Genomic DNA, 24,833 nt, shown 5'->3' on the forward strand with positions numbered 1-24,833 from the left:
TCTGATTCCATGCATTCTTCTGATTGCAGCGCGCGGCCTTCCAGCGAGGGCGAAGCCGCTGCCCAGCAGGCTTTGCGCTGGTGGCATACGGCGCGTTTTCTGAGCACGGCCGCGCAGCTCAATCAGCTGCCGCAAACGGGCTTGCCGGAGGTGGCCTTCGTTGGGCGCTCCAATGCGGGCAAGTCCACCTGCATCAATACCTTGACGCAGCAGCGTCAATTGGCGTTTGCCTCCAAGACGCCGGGCCGTACCCAGCACATCAACTTGTTCGTGCTGGGCCCCAAGCAAAGCCCGCAGGCGGTGCTGGCCGATTTGCCCGGCTATGGCTATGCCGCTGTGCCGCAGCAGGACAAGCTGCGCTGGCAGCGCGTCATGGCCAATTACCTGCTCAGCCGCGATACGTTGCGCGCGGTGGTGCTGCTGTGCGATGCGCGCCTGGGCCTGACGGAGCTCGACGAGGCATTGCTGGAGATGCTGCGCCCGCGCGTAGAGCAAGGTCTGGACTTTCTCATCTTGCTGACCAAGGCCGACAAGCTCAACCGCGCCGAGCAGCAAAAGGCCTTGCAAATCATGCGGCTCAATGCCGGCGGTGGGCAGGTGCAGCTGTTCTCGGCCTTGAAGAAGCAAGGCGTGGGGGCCACGGCGGCGCTGTTGCAGCAATGGCTGCTGGCTGCGGCCGAGCCGCCTGGACAGCAGGCGCGGTCATCGCCGTGATGCACAGTGGGCAGCGGCGCTGCACGCATTCGCTGCCAAGCCTTGGATGGCTGTTCTTCCTTTATCCTTGCGGCCTCTTTGGATTCTTTTTGTGATGGCAGCGTATATGTTGTTTGCTTCCCCTTTGAAGGCGGGTGCGGCTCGGCGCCCGTGCCGTGTTGTGTGGCTGGGCGCCCTATGCCTGGGCGCTGGTCTGGCGCATGCCCAGCAGCAATCGGCCCCGGCGGGCGCGCCCGCTTTGCAGGATGGGCGCCGCATTGCCTGGTTGGATGGCACGCGCGATTACACCTATCGCGCCTCGCACTGGCTGGCGCGCACCGTCGATGGCTGGTTTGGCGACGAGCCGTTTGAAAACAGCGGCAAGATTTCGGGCTACGTGCGCATCAATACATTGTGGGAGCAACACGCTGGCACGCAGGCCAATGTGCGTTTTCGGCTGCGCGCCGATCTGCCCAATCTGGAGCGGCGCGCCTACGCCTTCTTCGGCCAGGACAACCGTGATGAAGTGGTCAGTGACGTGCCTGCGGGCTTCACGCGCGAGGAGTTGCTGCTGCGTGAAAACCGCCGCGATGACCAGTCGTTCTTCGCCGGCCTGGGCTATGGCTTCATGGACGATGTGGACTTCCGCATTGGCTTTCGCGGCGGCCTGAATCCCTATGCCCAGGTGCGCTACAAGACGCAGTGGGCCTTGTCGCCGCGCGATGTGGTGTATTTCCGCGAAAGCCTGTACTGGTCTTCCGAGGACAGCCTGGGCTCGACCACCGTGCTCGATTACGAGCACGCCTTGAGCCCTAGCCTGATGCTGCGCTGGGGCAATGTGGGCAAGATCACGCGCCGCAGCGATGGTTTTGAGTGGCAGAGCTCCGTGGGCTTGATCAAGGAGTTGCCCGGCATTCGCACCGCCAGTGTCGAGGCTTTGCTGCAAGGGCGCACCAGCTCGGTCAAGCTTTCGAACTATGGTGTCAGAACGTCATGGCGCCAGCCCATCTACAAGGATTGGCTGTTTGGCAAGGTCACGCTGGGGCATTTCTGGCCCAAGGAGGAAAAACACTCGCGCGAGCGCTCCTGGGCGATTGGCGCCAGCGTGGAAATGCATTTTTGATGCGCGCACTTTGGGCACTGCGCATGGCCGCATGCCTGAAAGCGAAAAACGCTGCCCAATGGCAGCGTTTTTCGTTGGGCAGCGCCCTATGGATGCCTTTGGATGCCGGGCATGGCCTTCAGGACGATGCGGCGATGGACTGGATCTCGCCGCTGATGTTGGCGCCTTCCTCGACCACCAGCTTGCCGTAGCGGATCTTGCCGGTGACCTTGCCCGTGGCGAAGACCGTGAGCTTGTTGCGCACAGTCAGGTCGCCGTCGAAGGTGCCGCGGATTTCGGCCACGTCGATGTTGGCTGTGCCATTGAAGGAGCCCTGCTCGGAGATCTGGATGAGCTTGGAGTCCAGCGTGGCTTCGACCACGCCGTCGATGAACAGCACATCACAGTCGGTGATTTCCACACCCTTGAGCTTGATGTTGGGGCCCACCGTCAGCTTGCTTTCCTTGGCATCGCCTGCGCTGTCCTGGTTTTCGCTGCTGGCAAAGGACGGGGGCGCCCCCACGGCTGGGCTGGCGCCGCCAGGAGCGCTGCCGAAAAAGCCTGCCGGGCGCGCGGCCGGTGTTGCTGCAGGGGCGCTGGCAGCTGGCGCTGCAGGCGTGCTGGCGGGGGGTTCGGTCTTGCCGGAGTCGCTGTTGCGTTTGCCGAAGAAGCTCGATTGGGCCATGGTGGAATTCCTGTCAGTGGTGAAAAAGTGGCTACGATGCAGAATTTACGTGAAATCCGAAATACAACTTGTTGGCATTGAGGGCGCAAGGGGCCATTTTTCGTTTTTTTTCACGATTTTCACGTGGCAACACCTGTGGTGCGCTGCTGTGGCTCGGCTCGATGGCAATGGATTGATGCACAGCACACTAGCGGATTTTGAGTGCGGCCACCGGTTGGGCCCAGCTTGAAGCGCGGCAAAAAAGGCACACCCGGCGATGTGAAAGACGCAAAAAAGGTTCTGTGCCTGCTGTTCCTGATACAAATGAATACAATCGGGCCCAACGACGAGGCGGCCCACAGTGGGCCGCCAGCTTCGCGCCCGTACCGTATAGCGGAATGTGGTGCGTGCAGCCTAGAGGTGCGGCGCATTTCACGAAAAAAGGGCTTTGCGGCCATGCGGGAAGACCCTCTGGCTGGAGGCCTGCCAGCATGCATGTGTGGCCAGGTCATACATACCCAATCGCATGACACAGGCGGGCGTGCCTCAGGCAACAGACAAAACAATGGTGAACCTATGAGCGATCAAGCAAGTGTGACCAAAGTGCTGGTGGTCGATGACAGCAACACGATTCGACGCAGCGCCGAGATTTTTCTCAAGCAGGGCGGCCATGAAGTGCTGTTGGCCGAAGATGGCTTTGATGCGCTCGCAAAGGTCAACGATTACGAGCCGGATCTGATTTTCTGCGACATCATGATGCCCAAGCTCGATGGCTACCAAACATGCGCAATCATCAAGCGCAACCCCAAATTCACGGCCACGCCCGTCATCATGCTCTCTTCCAAGGACGGCTTTTTCGACAAGGCGCGCGGGCGCATGGTAGGCAGTGAGGACTATCTGACCAAGCCATTCACGAAGGACCAGTTGCTCAAGGCAGTGCGAGATTTCAGCGCCGCAAATTAATCAAAACAAAACAAACAGAACAAGAGGAAGCGATCATGTTGATTCAAAAAGTGCTGGTGGTGGACGACTCGCGCACGGAGCAAGCCTATCTGTCGGATCTGCTGCAAAAGCAGGGCATTGCCGTGCGTACCGCCAGTAATGCCGATGAAGCATTGCAGAAAATGGCCGAGGAGCGTCCCGACCTGATCCTGATGGATGTGGTCATGCCCGGCAAGAACGGCTTTCAACTCACCCGCAGCATCACCAAGGATCCAGCCTACGCCAACTTGCCCATCATTTTGTGCACCAGCAAGGGTCAGAGCACCGACAAGGTCTGGGGCCTGCGTCAGGGGGCACGGGCTTATTTGGTCAAGCCCGTGGATCCCAAGGAGCTGGAAGAGGCCATCGATGCCTTGCGCAAGGAGGTTTCATGAGCGCCGCACAAGAGCAGGTCGGTCAGGATGACTTGCAGGCTCGCTTGGCGCGGCGCTTGCGCCAGGTGGATGCGGGTGAGCGCGCGGTGTCGGCTTGGATGGCTGTGCAGATCGGCGAACGCTTTTTTCTGATCCCCCTGAGCCACGCGTTCGAGATTCTGCCTTGGCAAAGGCCGGCCCCAGTGCCCTATACCAAGCCCTGGTTTCTCGGGGTGATCAACTGGCGTGGCTCCCTGTCCGGGGTGGTGGATGTGGCCTCTTATCTGGACGCCAATGCGGCGCCGCGCAGCGAGCAGGCGCTGGCGGAGTGCATGCTGTTGACACTCAACCCGGTGCTGGAAGTCAACACCGCTTTATTGATTGATCACATGGCCGGTTTGAAAAGCCTGACGGATTTCACATCGGCCTATGCGCCGGCGCCGGGCAGTACCGCTGCCGCCCCATTCCTGGGCAATATTTATGCCGATGCAGAAGGCAGGCATTGGCAGGAGCTGAATCTGCAGCGTCTGGCCCAGGACAGCCAGTTTCTTGCCATTGGCCTTTGAATGAAAGCCTTTGAACCAGGGCCTTTGACCGAGTGCACAGTACAACGACACCATGACCAAACAAACAACGAGCGAGCCTGCTGAGCAGCACACCGCCAATGCGCCCTCAACCGCGTGGAGCTCCACCGTGATGGAGGCGGTCCCCAGCAGTGAGGAGCAGGCTACCAAGGCCCCTGGCAGTGAGGCGGGCGCCGATGGCGCCGCCAAGGGCAAAGACCAGGCCAAGAAAAAGAAATACACCAGCCCGCTGGGCAACCCGACGATTGAGTTGCCCTTGCTGGGCAAGGGTAGGCTCGCGCGCCATCTGCTGTATTCGCGCCTGCTGCTGGGCCTTGGGTTGCTGCTCTTCACGCTGGGCGTTGTGCAAGGGGTCTGGCATTCGCAGCGCGCCGGTTCTTTGTATAGCACCAGCAGTGACGCCACGGAGCTGACCAGGCGCCTGGGCATGGTGTCATCGCTGGCGTTGACTGGCGAGGCATCGGCCTTGCAAGATGCAGTCAACAGTGCGCAATCGCTGGCTGACCAGATCGGCATCATGGGCGGCAGCCGGGTTGCCAACAAATACGCTTTTTTCCCGGCCATTGCCCAGCGTGGTGAGCAAATTCGCGCCTCGGCAGAGCTGCTGCAAGAAGGGCGCCCCGTGTTGCGCGCGCGCGATACGGCATTCAATTCGATGGTGAAGCTATCGACCAGCAATCAGGGGGCGCTGCTGCCCGTTGCCCAATCTGGGCAAACGCCGCTGCGCGAGCGTGAGCTGGCGCAGCAACTGATGCTGGCGTTACAGGCCATCTCCGGTACGGCGCATGACGTGCAGGACACCGATGTGCTCGATGCAGAGAATTTTGCATTGTTGAGCCATAGCCTGGTGATGGCCGAGAGCTATGCGCGACAACTGCGCGCCGCCACAGGCAATGCGCAGCTGGGCAATATCCTGCAGACGCTCAATTACCAGCTGCAAGACAGCCAGACTGCGCTGCAGTCCTTGCAGGAGGCGCTGCCGGCGGTGAACTCGGCGCGCGATTCGCTGCGCAAGCTTTATCACCAGTCCAACGCGGTGTTGCAACCGCTGGAGATCATCAAGAACAGCCTGGCGGCCGAGGTGGGCTGGCAGTGGTGGCAGATTGCACTGATCCTGCTTGGGGGGCTGTTGACAGCCCTGGGCGGCTGGACCATGGCCTTGGCCTACATTCGCGCAGGCCGGCGGCGCTTGCTGGATGCGGCCCGCGTGCACGAGGCCACCTTGTTGAGCGAGCAGGATGCCAAGCGTCTGAACGATGCCAACCAGGCGGCGATTTTGCGCCTGATGAACGAGCTGCTGTTGGTGGCCGAGGGCGACTTGACTCAGGAAGCCACAGTGACCGAGGACATCACCGGGGCCATTGCCGACTCGGTGAACTACACCATTGAGGAGCTGCGCCACCTGGTGCAGAACGTGCATCAGTCGGCCGACAAGGTGACCAAGACGACGCTGTCGGTGGATGCCACATCGACCGAGCTGTTGGCCGCTTCCACTGAGCAGTTGCGCGAAATCCGCGAGACTGGACGCGCCGTGCTGGAGATGGCCCAGCGTATCAACACCATCTCGGGCAATGCGCAAGACTCGGCGCAGGTGGCGTTGCAGTCGCGCAATGCGGCCGAATCGGGCCTGCGCGCCGTGCAGGATTCGATCACTGGTATGAACGCCATCCGGGCGCAGATTCAGGAATCCTCCAAACGCATCAAGCGTCTGGGCGAGTCCTCGCAAGAGATCAGCGAGATCATTGAGCTGATTTCCGACATTACCGAGCAGACCAACGTGCTGGCGCTCAATGCGGCTATTCAGGCTGCCTCGGCCGGCGAGGCCGGGCGAGGCTTCTCGATCGTGGCCGAGGAGGTGCAGCGCCTGGCCGAGCGCTCTGCCGATGCAACGCGCAAGATCGCCGAGCTGGTGCACGCCATCCAGAGCGATACTCAGGATGCGGTGGCGGCCATGGAACGCTCCACGCAAGGGGTGGTCGAGGGGGCCATGCTGGCCGACCGCGCCGGTACCCAGCTGACGGCCATCGACGAGGTTTCTCGCCAGCTGTCCATGAAGGTGGAGGAAATCTCCAGCGCGGCCTTGCAAGAAGCGGCGCTGGCCAACCAGGTGACCGAAAACATCCAGCACATTCTGGCCGTGACGGAGCAGACCAGTGACGGTACGCGCTCCACGGCCCAGCAGGTGCGGGCATTGGCGCATACGGCGCAGGAGCTGCTGCAGTCCATTGCGCGCTTCAAAATTCAATAAACCTTTGCCATATCAGCATGGATGCTGTGCACAGGCTACATCCATGTTGACGCTGTATTAGCCGCAGCGGACTGGGGGGAGGCGGAACACCACCGCAGGGTAGTGGCTCCGGGCTGATGCGTCGCAGGCCGCATAGCAGATCAGTATTTAGGGACAGACCATGAACACGACAACGCAACACACCGATACCGCCATCAAAGGGCAGGATCTGGGACCATTGGCGTGGGTGCTGACGGAGCTGCGTCAAACATATGGGCAGGCCATTGAATACCTGCAGGGCTTTGCAACGCGCGTGGGTGATCCGGCACAGAGCGAGGCCTTGGCCGAGCAGGTGGGCGATCTGGCGCAGGCCAAGAATCTGATTCACCAAACCTGTGGCGCCCTGGAAATGGTGGGCGCCTTTATCCCCGCCTTCGTGTTGCGCCAGTGCGAATATGCCGTGGCCAAGATGGTGCAGCGCCCTGAATCGTGCTCGCCGCAGGCCGTGGCTGCACTGCATCGCGCAGGCATGGCTGTGGGCGAGTATCTGGAAAGCCTGCTGCTCGATGCCAGTCTTTCCCCTGTGCTGCTGTTTCCGGCCTATCGCGATGTGCATGCACTCACCGGCGCCACGCCGCCGGCCAGCCCGGCCGACCTGTGGCATCTGGAAGGCGACCTGCGCGAGCCAGAGCTGCCCTTGCCCGCCAAGGCGATTGAGCCCAGCGCGCAGGTGCGCCAGCGCTTGGACCGCGCCATCTTGTCGCTGGTGCAGAACCAGCGCCTGCGGCAAAGCGGCCATGATCTGGTGCAGCTGTGCCTGGGGCTGGCGGCGAACAATCACGATTTTCGCGAGCGCACCTTCTGGAAGGTGGCTGCAGGCTTTTTCGAGGGGCTGGAGCAGCGCCTGATCAACAACGACGTGTACGTGCGCCGCGCAGCCACCCGGGTGCTGGTGCAGTACGCTTCGCTGGCCAGCAAGAGCGATACCCAGATCACGGCGCGCTGGATGCAGGATCTGCTGTTCTTCTGCGCCCAGGCGCAGAACGTGCAGCAAGACAAATCTCCGGTACTGTATGCCGTGCGCGAGGCCTTTGGGCTGGCCGGGCAAGCGCATGTGGATTACGCCAACAACGTCTTCAGTCTGTTGTCACCGCAACAGAAAAAAGATTTAGTGCAGCAGCTCAAGGCGCTGGCCGAGGACTGGAGCGCCGTGGTCGAGGGCGGCGACAACCCCTTGCAGGCCACCGCAGCCCATTTGCAGGCCTTCAGCCAGCAGATGCTTGAGCACCTGCCGGAGATGTCGGGCCTGCTGCAGACGCTGCAGCAAATCGTCGCAGCGTTGATCGCCAAGCAGCGCAAGCCAGCGCCGGAGCTGGCCATGGAAGTGGCCACCACCATCCTCTACCTGCAGGCCATGCTGGAGGACGTGCGCATTCGCGCCACGCAACTGCCCGAGCGCATGCAGGAGCTGACGCAGCGGCTGCGCAATGCGGCCAGCCAGGGCCACAGCGAGCCCCTGCCGGCGTGGATGGAGGACTTGTACACGCGCGTCAGCGATGGCGAGACCATCGGCAGCGTCGTGGGCGAGCTGCGCGCGCACTTGACGGAAGCTGAAAATTACATTGACCAATTCTTCCGTGATCCCAGCAACACCACCCCGCTCAAAGATGCGCCAGGCATTCTCTCGCGCGCCCGCGGGGTGCTGGCCGTGCTGGGGCTGACGCCGGCGACCAAGGCCATCCAGCAAATCAACAAGGACATTCAGCAGCTGATCGAGGCGGCAGATCAGGAAGGCGCGCCTGCGCTGAGCGCATCCGATGAGCGCTTCGAAAAAATCGGCAGCAATCTGGGGGCCTTGAGCCTGCAGGTGGACATGCTGGCCTACCAGCCCACGTTGGCCAAGGAGTTGTTTGTCTTCGACGAGAAGGCCCAGCGCCTACAACCGCTCATGGGCCGCCTCAAGGTGTACGAAATTGGCGGGCGCGACATTTTCGAGCATGTGCAGGAATCGGCCCGAGCCGCCGCCGCTGCGGGCACCGTGGCCACCGAGGGCGATGCACCGCAGGAGGAGCAGGTGCAAGGCCCCTCCTCCGGCCCGGACACTGAGTTGGATCTGCGCGATGCCTTTGCCCACCCCACTGAACTGGCCTCGGCCATGCCCGAGGCAGCACCAGAGGCGTCCACCGCGCCCCAGCAGCCCGAGCCGCTGACGGATGCCCCTCTGGAGGGGCTGGGCGCCACCCAGGCAGCCCCGGCTCAGTCACAGCCGGACAACGCCATTGACGACGAGCTGTTGGACGTGTTCCTGGAAGAAGCGCACGAGGTGCTGGACAACGGCCGTCAATCGTTGGCACAACTGGCCAATGCGCCGCAGGACGTGGAGCAGCAAACCATTCTGCGCCGGGCCTTCCACACCCTCAAGGGCAGCTCGCGCATGGTCGGGCTGGAGACTTTTGGCGAAGCTGCCTGGGCCATGGAGCAGGTGATGAACGGCTGGTTGGCCGAGCAAAAACCCTTCAATCCGCAGCTGCACCAGCTTTGTTCCGAAGCGTTGGACGTCATGGCCCAGTGGGTGCAGGCCATCGCCGCGCGCGCCGATACCTCGGCATGGCATTCGACGGCATTCGAGCAATCGGCCCAGGCCATGCGCAGCACCGGCGCTTACGTCCCATTGCAGCCGGCCGGCCTGGCGCAGGAAGGCGCTACACAAGCCCAGGCGCTGACTGCTGCCGATTCGAGCACAGCTGAAGCGCTGCAGGCGCAGCCAGACATGGGCCTGGCCGAAGCCATGGAGATGACCGACCAGCCAGAGGCTGTGGCCGACCAGGCTGAGCCAGCCCAGCAGGCTGTTTCAGAGGACGCTCAAGCGCCTGCCAAGACCATGGAATGGGACATGGATGCGCTGGCCCTGGATCTGCAACCTTTTGATGATGCGGCCGCTAGTGCTGTTGACAGCGCCCAGGGAGATGCCAAGGCCCCAGCGCTTACAGAGGTGGGCGCCGAAGACGGCGACTGGACATCGGGCCTGCAATCCGAGCTGCAGCCTATCGAGGCCAGCCCGATGGCAGACGATGCGCAGGCGCCCCAAGCTCATGCAGGTGAAGACGCTGCTGTGGCCCAGGAAATCAGTGACTCCCGCTTGGCTGAGGCCTTCATGGAGCTGGACAAGGATTGGGCTTCGCTGGAGCCCAAGGGCGAACCAGAGGCCGAAGCTGTGCAAGCCAGCGCCGCACCGGACTTCAGCGCCGAAGACGACAATCACCTGGTCAACGCCATCCTGGCCTTGGATGGCGTGGAGCCGTCGCAGCCGGAAGAACTCTCGCGGGATGTCGACGAGGCATCACTAGAGCAGGTCGGCAGTGAAACATGCCGGCAAGGTTTGCCAGAACTCGAAGAAGAGAAAATCGAGCAGCTACTGCAACAGCCGGAGCAAGCGGCGCAGGAGTCGCTGGCCCAGGACGAAGAAGCCTTGCTCGCGGCCCTGGTGCAGCAGGATGCGCCGCTTGAGGCGCAGCGGGCGATAGACGCGCCAGAGCTTGACATTCCCGATGAGGCGCAGGCCGAATCGTTGGCCAGCATGGTGTTCGATGCGCCGCTGGATTGGCAAACCCCTGCTGCCGAGCCCTCCGTCGAACCCGTGGCCGACGGCAGCGCCGCCGGCGAGGAGGACAGCGAAGCCACCGAGGAGCCAGCGCAACAGCCCGATGACTTGCAGGCTACGGAAACCCTGCTTGATGAGCTCGACAGCAGCATTTCCGTCTCGCAGGAGGATGCCGAGCGCTGGGGCATTGGCTTCAAGGACACGGAGATCGTCGATCCCGTCCAGAACGCGCGCAACCTGGCCGACGAAAAGGCCGATGAGCACGTGCAGCACATTGACTTCAGCGGCGATGCCGCACTGCTGAGTGATCTGGATGCCCTGGTCACCTCCATGCAGGATCTGCCGCAGCTGGAACCGGTGCAGCCGATGCTGCAGCAGCCTGGCGAGTCGGACGCACCCGAGCAAAGCCAGGAGGTGGCCCCGCCCGCCGCAGCGCCTGCGGCCTCGGTGCAGCAAATGGCCCGTACCGCCAAGGAATACATCGACTTGGGCCAGCAGAACGAGGCCACGCACTGGATGCTGCAGGCCCTGCAGCTGACCCAAGAGCTGGATGCAGAGTTGGCCGCCTGGGCCAGCCACCCTGGGCAGCACCTGCTGTCGCCGCGCGTGGTGGGCAAAGGCAACCGCTTGGCGGCCACGGGCTCGCTGTTCAAGACCGATGCCAGCTTTGGCCAGCTGCTTCAGCAGATTGCGTCGCATCTGGCCCAGTTGAGCGTGCATGGCGCCCCCAACCGGGAGTGGGTGCGCAGCGTGCTCTCCAACAGCCTGCAGGCCGTGCAGGTGGCGCTCGATGAAATTGCCGCTGGCGTGGGCAACGGCACAATTGCGCCGCAGGAGTTCGAGCAGCTCAATGAATTGGAATGGGGCGGCGACGCGGCGCGCACGATGCTGGCCGCAGCCCCCGCGCCCGAGCCGGTCGCCGCGCAGCAGCCCGCGCCGCAGCAGGCCGAGGCACCAGCGCCAGCGGCCGACCGCGTGGATCCAGACCTGTTCCCGATCTTCGAGGAAGAAGCCATCGAATTGCTGCCGCGCCTGATTGGCGCGCTGCGCCGTTGGTCGGGCGAGCCGCAATCGTTCGAGGCGCGCAGCGAGGCCTTGCGCGTGCTGCACACCCTCAAAGGCAGCTCACGCCTGGCCGGAGCGCGCCAGATCGGTGAAATGGCGCACCGATTCGAGTCGGAAATCGAAGTGCTGGAAGCCCGCGCTGAGAGCGCTGAGGCCATCGTCGCGCTGCTGGCGCGCTACGATGAATTGCAGGACGCGTTCGATGTACTGCGCCAGTCGGCCATGGGCCAGCTGCATGGGACGCCCGCTGCGGTGGTGGCCCAGCCGGCGCAACCGGCAGCGGGCAAGGTCGAGGATGTGACTGGACCAGAGCACCGCATTGCCGATCCTCAAAGCCCGGCAATCCCCTCCTGGCAGGCCTCGGAGCATGGCGCGCTGCCCGCAAGCGCGCAGGACAAGGTGGCGGCGACGGCCAAAGGGCAGCCATCAGCGGGCCGGCCCGCTGCCAGCGAACGCCTGGCGGCACCCTATGCGCTGACGCTGGGCGCCTCCTTCGGTGATCGCCTGCCTGGGCCCACGCCGCTGGTCATTCAGCCCAACACCAAACGCCATCAGCTGGTGCGCGTGCGCAGCACGCACATCGACCGGCTCATCAACCAAGCCGGCGAAATCCAGATTTCGCGCAGCCGGGCCGAATCGCGCCTGCGCCAACTCAACGCGGCGCTGGAAGGCATGACGGTGGATCTTGATCGCCTGCGCCAGCAGTTGCGTGAGCTTGAGGGTCAGACCGAGTCGCAAATGCAATCGCGCCTGGCGCTGGGCAAGGAAAGCGCCAACTTTGACCCGCTGGAGCTTGACCGCTTTACCCGCGTGCAGGAGCTCACGCGCATGATGGCCGAAACCGTCAACGACGTGGCCACCGTGCAGCGCACTTTGCAGGCGGCCATGGTCGGCACCGAGGACGACCTGGTGGCGCAAGAGCGCAAGGGCCGCGAGCTGCAGCGCGACTTGCTGCACACGCGCATGGTGGAGTTCGACAGCGTGGCCGAACGCCTGCACGCCGTGGTGCGCCAGGCCAGCGCCGATACCGGAAAACAGGCTGAGCTAGTGATTGAAAACGGCTCCATTGAAATGGACCGCGTGCTGCTCGAGCGCATGATGGGCAGCTTCGAGCACATTCTGCGCAACTGCGTGGACCACGGCATCGAGGCCCCAGCCGAGCGTGAACAGCGCGGCAAGGCGCGCATGGGGCGCGTGACCCTGACGGTCAGCCACGAAGGCAACGACGTGGCGATCACCTTCAAGGACGATGGCGCGGGCCTGGATCTGAAAGCCATTCAGCGCAAGGCCATTGAACGCGGCCTGCTGGGCCAGGGCCAAATCATCTCGGACAAGGAAATTGCCGGCCTGATCTTCATGCCCGGCCTGACCACGGCGCAAGGGCTGACGGGCATTTCCGGCCGGGGCATCGGCATGGACGTGGTGCGTGTGGATGTCAGCTCCCTGGGGGGGCGCATCGAAACCAGCACCGAGCAAGGCCAGGGCACGACCTTCCGCCTGATCATGCCGCTGACGACCGCTGTCACCCAGGTCATGCTGGTACGCGCTGGCACGATGACGGTGGGCATGCCCGCCAACCTGGTGGACGGCATCGAGCGCGTGCGCCACGACGAACTGATGCGCGGCTACCAGCGCGGCAAGATCGAGATTGATGGCAAGCGCGTGCAGTTCTACTGGTCTGGCGCCATGCTGCATTACAGCCCACGCTCCAAGGAGCTGGACAACAAGGTCTACCCCGTGGTGCTGGTGCGCAGCGCCGCGCAGGTGGTGGCCGTGCACGTGGATGAGGTGCTGGGCAACCAGGAAGTGGTGGTGAAGAACTTGGGGCCGCAGCTTTCGGCCCTGCCGGGCTTGGCGGGCATGTCGGTGCTGGCCTCGGGTGCGGTGCTGCTGATCTACAACTTCATCGCCCTGGCCAGCGTGTACGGCGCGGCTGCGCAAGCGCTGCAGCGTGAGGATGCGCAAGCCGCCGAGCAGCAACTGGCAGGCGCAGGCCTGTTGCACAGCGAGCAAGATGGTGAGGCGCAAACCCCGCTGGTGCTGGTGGTGGACGATTCCATCACGGTGCGCCGCGTCACCCAGCGCCTGCTCAAGCGCGAAGGCTACCGCGTGGCCCTGGCGGCCAATGGCGCGCAGGCGCTGGAAATGCTGCAAGGCGAGCGGCCCATCGTCGTGCTGTCGGACATTGAAATGCCACAGATGGACGGCTTCGAGCTGCTGGAGCACATTCGCGCCGACGCCCGCATTGCCGATCTGCCAGTCATCATCATCACCTCGCGCACGGCACAAAAACACCGCGAACACGCCATTGAGCTGGGTGCCAACCACTACCTGGGCAAGCCCTACTCCGATGCCGAACTGCTCGCCCTGGTGGGGCAGTATGCGGACGCCATGCAAATGCAAAGCTGAGCGCTGCCATGCTGTTCAACCCTACGCAGGAGCAGGTGCGCCGCTTTTTTTGCGGCGTGTACGCCAAAAGCCAGGCCGGTGAGCCCTTGCAGGCCATCGAAACCCTGGCCGCCCTGTGGATCGCCGAGCACCCTGAGTACCACGCAGACCTGGCCGACGTCGAAGCTGCCATCGCGCGCAGCTACGACGCCTCTCGCGATGGGCGCAGCAACCCCTTTTTGCATTTGTCCATGCACCTGTCCATCAGCGAGCAATGCAGCATCGACCAGCCTGCAGGCATCCGCCAGGCCGTGGAGTTGCTGGCCAGCCGCATGGACTCCTTGCACGAAGCCCATCACGAAGTCATGGACTGCTTGCAAGACATGCTCTGGCAAAGCCAAACCAATCAGCGCCCACCCGACGCCGCAGCCTATGTGCAAGCCGTGCAGCAACGCGCGACGCGCCGGCTCGGACAGAACCTGCCGCGTTAAGACGAAGAGGCCTTAGCCGACAGCTAAGTTATAGATGCATGGCTGCGCACCAACCGGCGGCATGAACCAAGCAGCGACCCCGGCAACCCGGTCGGTACCCAAGCGCAGCAAAGAAGTGGCGAAGTGTTCAACACGATGCAGTGATCCTCATACAAAAGGATTTTGTTGAACAGTTGACAATTTGTTGTTGTTCTGCAAGAATCGCTCAAACGGGTTTGAAGTGTGTTTCCTTAGCTAAGAAGGCGCTTCGATACGAATCGAGAAGGCTTGTCTGATCTGCCCTCATCAGTAGCGGAACTTTGAGTTCCGTATGGAGTCGATGGAAAGTGGCAGGCTTTCGATGATTGTTTTTGGCTGCGAGGCTTCCAGGCAACGCCTGGCTGACGACTCCCTTGGTGCTTCTCCTCCCTCACTCTCTATCTTCACCCTGGGTAGCCTCGCAGCCTTTTCTTTTCCAGTTGTAGCGCGCTTTCGAGCGCGCTTTTTTGTGCCTGCGCTGTCTGTGGCAAGGGTTTGCACGCACTACCATTGCATCTCTCAATCAAAGCATTGCGACCGTCATACATGCCGGCCTTGGCAGCCGATGTCTGTGTTCACTGCGTCTGCCATTTTTGTTGAAAAACTGAGGTCACAAGCCCTGAAATGGTCTTCACGCGGCGCACAGCCTGAAATCAGTCGCATGTGCCTCGCTTGAATTGGGCGCTTTGAGTACAGCTTTCATTCTTGGCACACGACGTGTAGGGCTTGCGTATGAATCTCCACCAATTTCGTTTTGTTCAAGAAGCGGTTCGGCGCAATTTGAATCTGACTGAAGCGGCCAAGGCTTTGCACACTTCGCAGCCCGGTGTTTCCAAGGCCATCATCGAGTTGGAAGATGAACTTGGGATTGAGATATTCGCGCGCCATGGCAAGCGACTCAAGCGTGTGACTGAGCCTGGCCGGCATGTGCTTGCCAGCATCGAGATCATTTTGCGTGAGGTGGGCAATCTCAAACGTATCGGTAAGGATTTCAGCACGCAAGACTCGGGCACGCTGCGCATTGCCACCACCCATACGCAGGCGCGCTATGTCTTGCCTGAGCCAGTGGCGCGCTTCCGTGCGCAATTTCCCAAAGTCAACATCAGTCTGCACCAGGCTACGCCGCACGAAGTGGCTAGCCTGATTTTGAATGAAGCGGTGGACATCGGCATGGCAACCGAATCGCTGGCCGATTATGAAGATTTGGTCACTATGCCCTGTTATGAGTGGCAGCACGTGCTGATTTTTCCGCCCCAGCACCCGTTGGCGCATAAGCCGCGCATCACGCTGGAAGACATTGCCAGTGAACCATTGATTACCTATCACCCGTCATTTACCGGGCGCGGCCGCATTGACCGTGCATTTGCGCGCCGCAATCTCAAGCCCAACATTGTGTTAGAGGCCATCGATTCGGATGTGATTCGCACCTATGTTGGCCTGGGTTTGGGCGTGGGCATCGTGGCAGAAATGGCCGTACAGGGTGAGTTGCTGGGACACCTGCAAGCCCGGTCGATGGGGGATTTGTTTGGCATGAACATGGCGCGGGTGGCATTCAAAAAGGGGGCATATTTGCGCCAATTCGTTTATCGCTTTGCCGAGCTCATCAGCCCACGCTTGAGTCGTGAGCAGGTCCAGCTGGCCATGAGTGGGCGCGAGAGCGATTACGAGCTGTAGTCAAAGGGCGCTCTTTGGGGCGTAGCTCTTGTCCTGATCGGTTGTGGCTTGCCATGCTTGGCGGGCCCACACGCTCGCTATTCAAAGAGCGGCAGGCTGGCCGATGCTGGCGGCCGAGACTTGCTTTTTGCCCAGATAGGCTTCGATGACTTGCGGGTGGTTGGCCACTTCCTGCGCCGGGCCGTGCAGGGTGATGGCGCCCAGCTCCAGCACGTAGGCGTAGCGGGCGGCGCGCAGGGCGGCGCGGGAGTTTTGCTCCACCAGCAAGATGCCCAGGCCCTGGGTGCGCAGGTCTTCGATGATGGCAAAGACTTCGTTCATGATTTTGGGCGCCAGGCCCAGCGATGGCTCGTCGAGCATGAGCGCGCGCGGGCGGCTCATGAGCGCGCGGCCGATGACAAGCATTTGCCGCTCGCCGCCGGACATGGTGCCCGCAGGCTGCTTGCGCCGCTCTTTCAGGCGCGGGAACAGGGCAAAGATCTCTTGCAGCAGGGCCTGGCGCTGGGCCGCGCCCTGGTGGCGCAGCAGGTAGCTGCCGAGGATGAGGTTGTCCTCCACGCTCATGCTGGCAAACAGCTCGCGCGTCTCGGGCACCAGCGCCAGGCCGCGTTTGACGCGCTGCTCCAGCGGCAGGGCCGAGACATCCTGCCCGGCAATGCGCACCGTGCCGCTGGCGTTGCCGTTGGCGGGCAGGCAGCCCATGAGGGCGTTGAGCAGCGAGGATTTGCCCGCGCCGTTGGGGCCGATGACACACACCAGCTCGCCCTGGCCCAGTTGCAGCTGGGCGCCCAGCAAGGCGGCGCTTTTGCCGTAGCGCACGTGCAGGTTCTCCACGGCCAGCAACGGCGCGGCGGATACGGCTGGCGCGGCGGATGTGGGGGCTTGGTGGGCGTGGCTCATGCGCTGGCTCCTTCTGGGCGGCTGGCGGTTGGGGTGGCGGCGGTTGCTGTGTCTGCCGCGTCGGCTTGGGGGCTTTCCGGTGCGGTTTCCCCGTCGATCTCCACGCCGCCGAGGTAGGCGCGCAGCACGGCGGGGTCGTTGCGGATCTCCTCGGGCTTGCCCTGGGCGATGCGGCTGCCGAATTCCATGACGACGATGCGGTCCATCAGGCCCATGATGAAGTCCATGTCGTGCTCGACGATGAGCACGGCCATGCCTTCGCTGCGCAATTGCGTCAGCAGCCGCGCCAGGGCTTGCTTTTCTTGCAGGCGCAGGCCGGCGGCAGGCTCGTCCAGCAGCAACAGCATGGGGTCGGTGCACAGGGCGCGGGCGATTTCCACAATGCGTTGCTGGCCCAGGGCCAGGCTGCCCGCGCTTTGGTGCATCACGTCTTGCAGGCCCACGCGCTGGATTTGCCAGGCGGCCAGGCCCAGCAGGGCGGCTTCCTCATGGCGATCGGCCCGGATGGACGCGCCCAGCATGCTGGTTTTGCCGCGCAGATAGGCGCCGATGGCGACGTTTTCCAGCACGCTCATCTCCGGCATCAGGCGCACGTGCTGGAAGGTGCGGCCAATGCCGTGGCGCACGATTTCACGCGCGGGCAGGGCGTCGATGCGCTGGCCCAGGAAGCGGATTTCGCCGCTGGTGGCAGGCAGCACGCCGGTGATGAGGTTGAACATGGTGGATTTGCCCGCGCCATTGGGGCCAATGAGGGCTACCAGCTCGCCCGCGCGCACCTCGAAGCTCATGTCGTTGACGGCCACCAGACCGCCAAACTGCTTGCGCGCCTGCTGCACCGACAGCAGCGGCTGCCCGGCGGCAGGCTTGCTGCGCGAGGGCAGGGCTGGCTCGGTCTGCACCGGGCCGATGGCGTGCGCCAGGCGCGCGGCGGGCCGCCAGCGCGCGGGCAGCCGCCCCACCAGCGCAGGCCACAGGCCGCGCGCCGAGCGTTGCAGCGCCAGCACGATGATGGCGCCAAAGACCACCAGCTCCAGATTGCCCACGGAGCCAAAGAGCTTGGGCGCCCAATCCTGCAAAAAGCTCTTGAGCATGGTCAACGCCGTGGCCCCGACGATAGCCCCCCACAGGCTGGAGAGGCCGCCCACCACGGCCATGAACAGGTACTCGATGCCGGTGTTCAGCCCGAATGGCGTGGCGTTGATGGCGCGCTGCAAATGGGCGTAAAGCCAGCCGGCAATGGCGGCCATCAAGGCGGAGCAGACAAAAGTCCACAGCCGGTAGCTGGGCGTGTTGGCGCCCATGGCTTCGGCCATGCCTGCGCCGCCGTTGAGGGCGCGGATGATGCGACCGGGGCGTGAATCGAGCAGGTTGCTCACCAGCAGCAAAAACAGCGCCACCACCATCCAGATGGGGATGAGCATGGCGCGCGGCGAGTCCAGCGCCACGCCCAGCAGGTCGATGGGGGGGATGCCGCTGATGCCGTCGTACTTGCCCAGAATTTCCAGTGTGCCGAACAGGTAATAGATCGACAGCGCCCAGGCAATGGTGGCAATGGGCAGGAAGTGGCCCGAGAGGCGCACCGTCAGCGCGCCAATGGCAATGGCCGATACGCCTGCAATGGCCATGCCCGCCAGCAAGCCCAGCCAGGGCGAGAGGGCGTAATGCGTGCTCAGCACGGCGGTGGTGTAAGCGCCAATACCCACGAACGCGGCCTGGCCGAAGGAGGTCATGCCCGCCATGCCGGTGAGCAGCACCAGCCCCAGCACGACCAGGGCGGCGATGCCGACGTAGCCGCCGATGGTGTACCAGTAAGGTGGCACGGGCAGCCAGGGCAGCAGCGCAATCCAGCCGAAAAAAGCCGCGATGGCCAGGCGATCGATGCGCAGGAGGCTGCGCGCCGGGCTTTGCGGCGCTGAAAGGGGGGTAGAAGGTGGCACAGCAGGGGGGGCGGAAGAGGTCATGCGATCCATCTCAATGCTCCTCCGAATGCGGGTTTTGCAGGGAGCGCCAGACCAGCACGGGAATGATCAGCGTGAAGACGATGACCTCCTTGTACGCGCTGGCCCAGAATGAGCCAAAGCTCTCCACCAGCCCTACCAGCACCGAGCCGACCCAGGCCAGCGGATAGCTGGAGAGCGCGCCCACCATGGCTGCCACAAAGCCTTTGAGGGCGATGAGAAAGCCCGTGTCGTATTGCATCGTGGTCAGCGGCCCGGCCAGCACGCCCGCCAGCACGGCCATCAGCGTGGCCAGCGTGAAGGCGATGGCGCCCGATTGCGCTGGGGCAATGCCCATCAGCCGTGCGCCGGTGCGGTTGATGGCGGTGGCGCGCAGTGCCTTGCCGGTGAGGGTGTGCTCGAAAATCAGGTACAGCGCCACGATCATCGTCATGGAAGCTGCAATCACCAGCAGGCCCTGGCCGGAAATGCTCACCGCGCCCAGTTGCCATTGCCATTGGCTGAGCGCCTCGCTGCGCGCGCCCTCGGGGCCCAGCACCAGCAGGCCCAGGCCCAGCAGCATGAAGTGCACGCCCACGGCAATGATGAGCAGCACCAGGGTGGAGGCCTCGGCCGCCGGCTGGAAGGCCAGCCGGTACAGCATTGGCCCCATGGGCACCACCAAAAGCGCCGTCAGCAGCAGTTGCGCGGGCAGGCCGCTTTGGCCCAGGCTGGTGTGCGCCAGCAGCGCCCAGGCCAGCAGCGGCAGGCCGAGGTTGAAGGCGGCGCTGCGGCCCAGGTTGGCTGCGCTGCGCTGGGTGCCTGCGCGCAGCCGCCACAGGGTGACGGCGGCGTCCACGGCAAAGGTCAGCATGCCCAGACCCAGCAGCAGCCACAGCACGCCGGGCACTACGCCTTCCTGCAATTGCGCCATGGCAATGGCAGCAAAGGCAATCAGCTCGCCATGCGCCACGAAGATGACGCGGGTGACGGAAAAAATCAGGATCAAGGCCATGCCCACCAGCGCATACACCGCGCCATTGGTCAGGCCGTCCTGCAACAAAATGGATGCGATTGAAAAGTCCATTCGGTGCTCCTTGCCGCCTGCGCTCAGGCTTTCTGGAAAACAAAGGCATCGCTGAAAAAGCGCTCTGGCGCCAGCCCGGCTTGCACAAAGCTCTGGCGCGCGGCCTCGACCATCAAGGGGTTGCCGCAGGCATAGACCTCAAAGCGCGAGAGGTCAGGCCAATCCTCCAGCACCGCCTGGTGCACCAGGCCGCGGCGGCCGCTCTCTTGCGGCGGCGCGTCGGAGAACACGGGCACCACGCGCACGCCGGGGTAGCGCGTCTGCCAACTGGCCTCATCGCCCAGCGCGTACAAATCCTGGCGCTGGCGCCCGCCCCAATACAGCACGGCACCGCGCCGGGCCAGCTCGTCCAGGTGGGTGTGCAGAAAAGAGGCAATGGGCGCATAGCCCGTGCCGGAGGCCAGCAGCAGCACGGGCGCGTCGCCGCCTTGCAGCGTGAAGGAGCCAAACGGCCCCTCGATGCGCAGCATGTCGCGGGGCTTGAGCGCGTCGTAGGCGTGGGGCGAGAAGCGTCCGCCCTCGATGCGGCGGATGTGCCATTCGATCTCGCCCTTGTCGTTGGGCGCGTTGGCCATGGAGTAGCAGCGGCGGCTGCCGTCCTTGAGGATGAGGTCGGCGTACTGCCCGGCCTCAAAGCCCCAGCCCGTGGCCGGGGGCACCTGGGCCTTGACGACGACCACGTCGGCGCTGACGCGCTCGACCTGTTGCACGCGCGCCAGCGCCTTGACGATGCGCCGACCCGGCTCGGCGGGCACGCCAGGGGCGTCCAGCGTCATGTCCGAATCGGGCACGGCCTGGCAGGCCAGGAACTGCCCGGGCGCCAGGCTTTGCAAGGTGGCAGCGTCGGCCTCGCCCTTGCCTTCGTCCGCACTGCGGTAATGAAACTGGCCGGCGAGCACCGGCATGGCGCAACTGCCGCAACTGCCCGTGCGGCAGCTATGGGGCAGCCAGTAGCCCGCCTCGGCGGCGGCCTCCAGCACGGTTTGGTCTGCGCGGCAGCTGAACTGGCCGCCCGCTGGCTCCAGCCGGATGTGGTGGATGGGTGCCTCGCTCATGGCCTTACCCCGCTTCGCTCATGACGGGGATGATGGGGTCGCGGTCATGGGCTTGTTGCTTGAGCAAGTCCAGCGCCACATCCACGATCATGTCCTCCTGGCCGCCCACCATGCGGCGGCGGCCCAGCTCCACCAGGATGTCCACGGTTTTGAGGCCGTATTTGGCCGCGGCTGCTTCGCTGTGGCGCAAAAAGGAGCTGTACACGCCCGCGTAGCCCAGCGCCAGGGTTTCGCGGTCCACGCGCACGGGGCGGTCTTGCAGCGGGCGAACGATGTCGTCGGCAGCATCCATCAGGCGGTACAGGTCGCAGCCGTGGTGCCAGCCCATGCGCTCGGCAGCGGCGATGAAAACTTCCAGCGGCGCATTGCCCGCGCCTGCGCCCATGCCCGCCAGGCTGGCGTCCACGCGCTCGCAGCCTTCTTCCACGGCGACGATGGAGTTGGCCACGCCCAGGCTGAGGTTGTGGTGGGCGTGGATGCCCACTTGCGTCTCTGGCTTGAGCGTGTCCTTGAAGGCGCGGATGCGCTCGCGCACGCCGTTCATGGTCAGCGCGCCGCCGGAATCGACCACGTAGCACACGGTGGCGCCGTAGCTCTCCATCAGCTTGGCCTGCTCGGCCAGACCCTGGGGCGTTTGCATGTGGCTCATCATCAGAAAGCCCACTGCCTCCATGCCCAGGTGGCATGCGTATTCGATGTGCTGGCGCGCCACGTCGGCCTCGGTGCAGTGGGTGGCCACGCGCACGATGCGCGCGCCCGCGTCGTAGGCGGCCTTGAGGTCGTGCACGGTGCCAATGCCCGGCAGCAGCAAAGTGGCGATCTTGGCGTGTTGCACCACGCTGGCAACGGCCTCGATCCATTCCAGATCGGTGTGCGCGCCAAAGCCGTAATTGAAGCTGCCGCCTTGCAGGCCGTCGCCGTGGGCCACTTCGATGGAATCGACCTTGGCTGCATCCAGCGCGCGGGCGATTTGCTGGGCTTGCGCCACGCTGTATTGGTGGCGGATGGCGTGGCTGCCATCGCGCAAGGTGACGTCGGAAATATAGATTTTCGTGCCGCTGTTCATGGGGCGGATCTCCTGATGATGTGGGGCTGATGGGGAGGCCTGCCTGCCGGCAGGGGTGGGGGCAGGCCTTCAGTCGTTCAGAGGGGGCGCTCAGCCGTTGAGGCGGCTCAGGCTGCGCGGGCTTCAAGCGGCGCGGGCCATTTGCCGCGCCATGCGCTGGGCGATGTTCAGCCCGGCGCTGGTCATGATGTCCAGGTTGCCGGCGTAGGCAGGCAGGTAATGGGCTGCGCCCTCGACTTCCAGAAAGATGGAGGTTTTCAGGCCCGAGAGCGCCTGCCCCACACCGGGGATGCGCAGGTCTTTGACGCGGTCGAACTGCACGCGCTGCTTGAGGCGGTAGCCGGGCACGTACTGCTGCATGGCCTCGACCTGCTGCTGCACCGATTCGGCGATGCGGTCTTCATCGGCCTCGTCGCTGAGGGTGTAAACCGTGTCGCGCATGATCAACGGCGGCTCGGCCGGGTTGAGGATGATGATGGCCTTGCCCTTGGCCGCGCCGCCCACGGCCTCGATGGCGCGGGAGGTGGTTTCGGTGAACTCGTCGATGTTGGCGCGTGTGCCTGGCCCAGCACTCTTGCTGGCGATGGAGGCCACGATCTCGCCGTAATGCACGCGGGCTACGCGGCTGACGGCGGCGACCATGGGGATGGTGGCCTGGCCGCCGCAGGTGACCATGTTGACGTTGGGCGCGTCCAGGTGCGCATCGCCATTGACGGCGGGTACGCAGTACGGCCCGATGGCCGCTGGCGTGAGGTCGATGACGCGAATGCCCGGCTTGGCGCGGCGCAGCGCGGCATCGTTTTCCACATGGGCGGCGGCGCTGGTGGCGTCGAAGACGAAGTCGATGTCGGCAAAGTCCGGGTGGGCGATCAGCCCCTGCACGCCTTCGTGCGTGGTGGCCACGCCCATGCGCGCGGCGCGCGCCAGCCCGTCGGAGGCGGGATCGATGCCCACCATGACGCCCATTTCAATGGGGCCACCGTGGCGCATGATCTTGATCATCAAATCCGTGCCGATGTTGCCGCTGCCGATGATGGCGGCCTTGCGCGGGCGCGGTGCAGTGGGGGATGTGGTGTGGCTCATGCTTTGCTTGCCTTTTCAATGATGAGGATGTCGGGATCGGCCTTGCCGGCGTACAACCGTTCTACCTGGCTGGCGCGCCGCTCCAGGATGGCGCGCTGGTTGAGATAGCCCTTGTCGGTGATCTCGCCCGCGTCCACATCGGGCGGCTCATCCAGGATCAACAGCCGCGAGGGCGCCTGGGCGCTGCCTGCGCCTTCGTCGTGCAGGCGTTGCAAGCCTGCGCGCAAATCGCGCTCCAGTGTTTCGCGCGGCACGTTGTGTGCAGCCGGGGTGAGAAAGACCATCAGCCCCACGGCTTCGCGGTTGTGGCCGGTGACGACCACGTCTTGCACATGCGGGGCCATGGCGCCGATGGCGCGCACGCGCAAGGGGCCGACGGAAACCCAGGTGCCGCTGGAGAGCTTGAAGTCTTCGGCTACGCGCCCGTCGAACACGATGCCGCTGGCGGGGTTGCCCGGCTCGGCGAACAAACCGGCGTCGCCGATTTTGTAAAAGCCTTCTTCGTCAAAGGCTTGCTGCGTCAGCTCGGGGGCGTGCAAATAGCCGGGGAAGACCGATGCGCCGCGCACGCGCATTTCCATCTTCTTGCCGTTGGGCACGAACTTCAGCTCCATGCCGGGCACGGGCAGGCCGATGCAGCCCGCGCGCTCGGTGCGCCAATGCAGTGTGGTGATGACGGGGGCAGTCTCGGTCGCGCCCCAGGCAGAGGTAAACCACACGCGCCGCCCGACAGCCCGCTGGGAGATGGCCTCGATGCGCTCCCAGGTGGAGGCCGATAACGCCGCACCGGCGTAGAACATCACTTGCAGCCGCTCGAAGAACTGGCGCGCCAGCTCCTCGTTTTGCTCCAGCAGTGGCGCCAGGGCGTCAAAGCCGCGTGGCACGTTGAAGTACATGGTGGGCTGCACATCGCAGAGGTTGCGCACCGATTTCTCCAGCAGGCCCGGCAGCGGGCGGCCTTCATCGATGTAGAGCGAGCCGCCATGCGCCAGCACCATGTTGAAGTTGTGGTTGGTGCCAAAGGTGTGGCTCCAGGGAAGCCAGTCCACCACCAGCGGCGGCTGCTCGTGCAGGAACGGCCAGACCTGGGCAATGGCCGCCTGGTTGGCGCACAGCATGCGGTGGGTGTTGATGACGGCCTTGGGGATGCCGGTGGAGCCGGAAGTCAGCAGGTATTTGGCGTGGTCTTCGGGGCGGATGCGTGCGAAGTGCTCGGCCACGGCGGGCGTTTCGCGCGTATCCAGCAGCGACTGGAAGCTGTGCGCGCCGGGAATGGCGTCCGCGCCGGTGGTAAAGACTTTGGGCACATCGGGTGCAGCCTCGACCGACCGGGGGCCGTACACGCTGGCATCGGCGGCGTAAATCAGCGCCGGGCGCACCAGCGCCAGCATTTGCTGCAAGCGAGAGGCGTCTTTGGCCAGCCTGGTGTAGGCGCTGGAGATGGTGCAAAACGGCCGGCCGATGTGCATGGCTGCCAGCATCAGCAGGGCGTGATCCACGCTGTTGTCCGACAGCGCCACCACGGGTTGGCCTGCGGGCAAGTCCATGTCCAGCAGCGCCTGGGCAATGGCCCCTACGCTTTGGCGCACCTGGCGGTAATTGAGGCGACGCCATTGGCCATCGGCATCGCGCTCGGCCAGAAAAGTGTGTTCGGGGCGCTGGGCGGCCCAGTGTTCAAGCCAATCGCCAATGCAGCGCGCTGGCTCGGCCAGCGACATGGGCGAGCGCAGCACGAACGATCCGGCGCCTTTGGCCTGCACATGCACGTTTTGAGGGGCGAGTTGGCCCTGGGCGGCGAAAAAATCGCGCCCTGCAACGGGTGGGTTTTGCATGGTTTTCCCCT

At 64.0% G+C, this 24,833-nt stretch carries 17 protein-coding genes; 9 read left to right on the plus strand and 8 right to left on the minus strand.

All coding sequences use genetic code 11. The features are described 5' to 3' along the window. Nucleotides 1-9: 9 nt before the first annotated feature. Nucleotides 10-714, plus strand: coding sequence for a ribosome biogenesis GTP-binding protein YihA/YsxC (gene yihA, locus CLI93_RS06400; RefSeq protein ID WP_238945775.1), 705 nt, complete (start codon nt 10-12; stop codon nt 712-714). A 160-nt stretch (nt 715-874) separates the two neighbouring features. Then, complete coding sequence (locus tag CLI93_RS06405) at nt 875-1,816, plus strand: hypothetical protein (RefSeq protein ID WP_095542115.1); 942 nt, start codon at nt 875-877, stop codon at nt 1,814-1,816. Between the two features lie 118 nt (nt 1,817-1,934). Here CLI93_RS06405 and CLI93_RS06410 read toward each other — a convergent pair whose 3' ends face one another. After that, nucleotides 1,935-2,480 (minus strand): bactofilin family protein, encoded by a 546-nt coding sequence (locus tag CLI93_RS06410; protein ID WP_095542116.1) that lies wholly within the window; start codon nt 2,478-2,480, stop codon nt 1,935-1,937. A gap of 555 nt (nt 2,481-3,035) precedes the next feature. Here CLI93_RS06410 and CLI93_RS06415 point away from each other — a divergent pair. The 7 genes from CLI93_RS06415 (at nt 3,036) to CLI93_RS06445 (ending at nt 15,862) form a co-directional block, all read left to right on the plus strand. Next, nucleotides 3,036-3,422 (plus strand): response regulator, encoded by a 387-nt coding sequence (locus CLI93_RS06415; RefSeq protein WP_095540012.1) that lies wholly within the window; start codon nt 3,036-3,038, stop codon nt 3,420-3,422. Between the two features lie 35 nt (nt 3,423-3,457). Next, the gene (locus CLI93_RS06420) at nt 3,458-3,835 is read left to right on the plus strand and encodes a response regulator (protein WP_095542118.1); all 378 of its coding nucleotides are present in this window, start codon (nt 3,458-3,460) and stop codon (nt 3,833-3,835) included. Beyond that, nucleotides 3,832-4,380: a chemotaxis protein CheW gene (locus CLI93_RS06425; RefSeq protein WP_095542119.1), complete on the plus strand. Its 549-nt coding sequence runs from the start codon at nt 3,832-3,834 to the stop codon at nt 4,378-4,380. The genes CLI93_RS06420 and CLI93_RS06425 overlap by 4 nt, the downstream gene beginning before the upstream one ends. Before the next feature lie 52 nt (nt 4,381-4,432). Beyond that, the gene (locus CLI93_RS06430; RefSeq protein ID WP_095542120.1) at nt 4,433-6,646 is read left to right on the plus strand and encodes a methyl-accepting chemotaxis protein; all 2,214 of its coding nucleotides are present in this window, start codon (nt 4,433-4,435) and stop codon (nt 6,644-6,646) included. Nucleotides 6,647-6,806: 160 nt separating this feature from the next. After that, nucleotides 6,807-13,700: a hybrid sensor histidine kinase/response regulator gene (locus CLI93_RS15120; protein ID WP_095542121.1), complete on the plus strand. Its 6,894-nt coding sequence runs from the start codon at nt 6,807-6,809 to the stop codon at nt 13,698-13,700. Nucleotides 13,701-13,711: 11 nt separating this feature from the next. Continuing rightward, entirely contained in the window at nt 13,712-14,170 is a 459-nt protein-coding gene (locus CLI93_RS06440; RefSeq protein WP_095542178.1) for a DUF1841 family protein, read from the plus strand. A 750-nt stretch (nt 14,171-14,920) separates the two neighbouring features. Further along, entirely contained in the window at nt 14,921-15,862 is a 942-nt protein-coding gene (locus CLI93_RS06445; protein WP_095995904.1) for a CysB family HTH-type transcriptional regulator, read from the plus strand. A gap of 81 nt (nt 15,863-15,943) precedes the next feature. Here CLI93_RS06445 and CLI93_RS06450 read toward each other — a convergent pair whose 3' ends face one another. The 7 genes from CLI93_RS06450 to CLI93_RS06480 all read right to left on the minus strand — a co-directional run bounded on the left by CLI93_RS06450 (nt 15,944) and on the right by CLI93_RS06480 (nt 24,822). Continuing rightward, complete coding sequence (locus CLI93_RS06450) at nt 15,944-16,762, minus strand: ABC transporter ATP-binding protein (RefSeq protein WP_095542123.1); 819 nt, start codon at nt 16,760-16,762, stop codon at nt 15,944-15,946. After that, nucleotides 16,759-18,723, minus strand: a complete 1,965-nt coding sequence (locus CLI93_RS06455; RefSeq protein WP_095995909.1) for a branched-chain amino acid ABC transporter ATP-binding protein/permease — start codon at nt 18,721-18,723, stop codon at nt 16,759-16,761. The genes CLI93_RS06450 and CLI93_RS06455 overlap by 4 nt, the downstream gene beginning before the upstream one ends. A 10-nt stretch (nt 18,724-18,733) precedes the next feature. Beyond that, on the minus strand, nt 18,734-19,786 hold the full coding sequence (locus CLI93_RS06460; protein WP_095542124.1) for a branched-chain amino acid ABC transporter permease: 1,053 nt from the start codon (nt 19,784-19,786) through the stop codon (nt 18,734-18,736). 23 nt (nt 19,787-19,809) lie between these two features. Continuing rightward, a complete protein-coding gene (locus CLI93_RS06465) occupies nt 19,810-20,841 on the minus strand; it encodes an FAD-binding oxidoreductase (protein WP_095542125.1) in 1,032 nt (343 codons plus the stop codon). 4 nt (nt 20,842-20,845) lie between these two features. Beyond that, nucleotides 20,846-21,907, minus strand: a complete 1,062-nt coding sequence (gene dmpG, locus CLI93_RS06470) for a 4-hydroxy-2-oxovalerate aldolase (protein WP_095542126.1) — start codon at nt 21,905-21,907, stop codon at nt 20,846-20,848. 123 nt (nt 21,908-22,030) lie between these two features. Beyond that, nucleotides 22,031-22,990 carry an acetaldehyde dehydrogenase (acetylating) gene (locus CLI93_RS06475; RefSeq protein ID WP_095542127.1) on the minus strand — a complete coding sequence of 320 codons (960 nt, stop codon included), beginning with the start codon at nt 22,988-22,990 and terminating at the stop codon, nt 22,031-22,033. Then, nucleotides 22,987-24,822 carry a feruloyl-CoA synthase gene (locus CLI93_RS06480; protein ID WP_095542128.1) on the minus strand — a complete coding sequence of 612 codons (1,836 nt, stop codon included), beginning with the start codon at nt 24,820-24,822 and terminating at the stop codon, nt 22,987-22,989. The genes CLI93_RS06475 and CLI93_RS06480 overlap by 4 nt, the downstream gene beginning before the upstream one ends. Nucleotides 24,823-24,833 lie beyond the last annotated feature (11 nt).

This window comes from Vandammella animalimorsus (assembly GCF_002288875.1).
Classification (GTDB): Bacteria; Pseudomonadota; Gammaproteobacteria; order Burkholderiales; family Burkholderiaceae_C; genus Lampropedia; species Lampropedia animalimorsus.

Excerpts from the sequence above, each read along its gene's own strand:
- yihA (WP_238945775.1), top strand. The coding sequence starts at position 10 with ATGCATTCTTCTGATTGCAGCGCGCGGCCTTCCAGCGAGGGCGAAGCC.
- CLI93_RS06410 (WP_095542116.1), bottom strand. The coding sequence starts at position 2,480 with ATGGCCCAATCGAGCTTCTTCGGCAAACGCAACAGCGACTCCGGCAAG.
- CLI93_RS06415 (WP_095540012.1), top strand. The coding sequence starts at position 3,036 with ATGAGCGATCAAGCAAGTGTGACCAAAGTGCTGGTGGTCGATGACAGC.
- CLI93_RS06420 (WP_095542118.1), top strand. The coding sequence starts at position 3,458 with ATGTTGATTCAAAAAGTGCTGGTGGTGGACGACTCGCGCACGGAGCAA.
- CLI93_RS06425 (WP_095542119.1), top strand. The coding sequence starts at position 3,832 with ATGAGCGCCGCACAAGAGCAGGTCGGTCAGGATGACTTGCAGGCTCGC.
- CLI93_RS06430 (WP_095542120.1), top strand. The coding sequence starts at position 4,433 with ATGACCAAACAAACAACGAGCGAGCCTGCTGAGCAGCACACCGCCAAT.
- CLI93_RS15120 (WP_095542121.1), top strand. The coding sequence starts at position 6,807 with ATGAACACGACAACGCAACACACCGATACCGCCATCAAAGGGCAGGAT.
- CLI93_RS06445 (WP_095995904.1), top strand. The coding sequence starts at position 14,921 with ATGAATCTCCACCAATTTCGTTTTGTTCAAGAAGCGGTTCGGCGCAAT.
- CLI93_RS06450 (WP_095542123.1), bottom strand. The coding sequence starts at position 16,762 with ATGAGCCACGCCCACCAAGCCCCCACATCCGCCGCGCCAGCCGTATCC.
- CLI93_RS06455 (WP_095995909.1), bottom strand. The coding sequence starts at position 18,723 with ATGACCTCTTCCGCCCCCCCTGCTGTGCCACCTTCTACCCCCCTTTCA.
- CLI93_RS06460 (WP_095542124.1), bottom strand. The coding sequence starts at position 19,786 with ATGGACTTTTCAATCGCATCCATTTTGTTGCAGGACGGCCTGACCAAT.
- CLI93_RS06465 (WP_095542125.1), bottom strand. The coding sequence starts at position 20,841 with ATGAGCGAGGCACCCATCCACCACATCCGGCTGGAGCCAGCGGGCGGC.
- dmpG (WP_095542126.1), bottom strand. The coding sequence starts at position 21,907 with ATGAACAGCGGCACGAAAATCTATATTTCCGACGTCACCTTGCGCGAT.
- CLI93_RS06475 (WP_095542127.1), bottom strand. The coding sequence starts at position 22,990 with ATGAGCCACACCACATCCCCCACTGCACCGCGCCCGCGCAAGGCCGCC.
- CLI93_RS06480 (WP_095542128.1), bottom strand. The coding sequence starts at position 24,822 with ATGCAAAACCCACCCGTTGCAGGGCGCGATTTTTTCGCCGCCCAGGGC.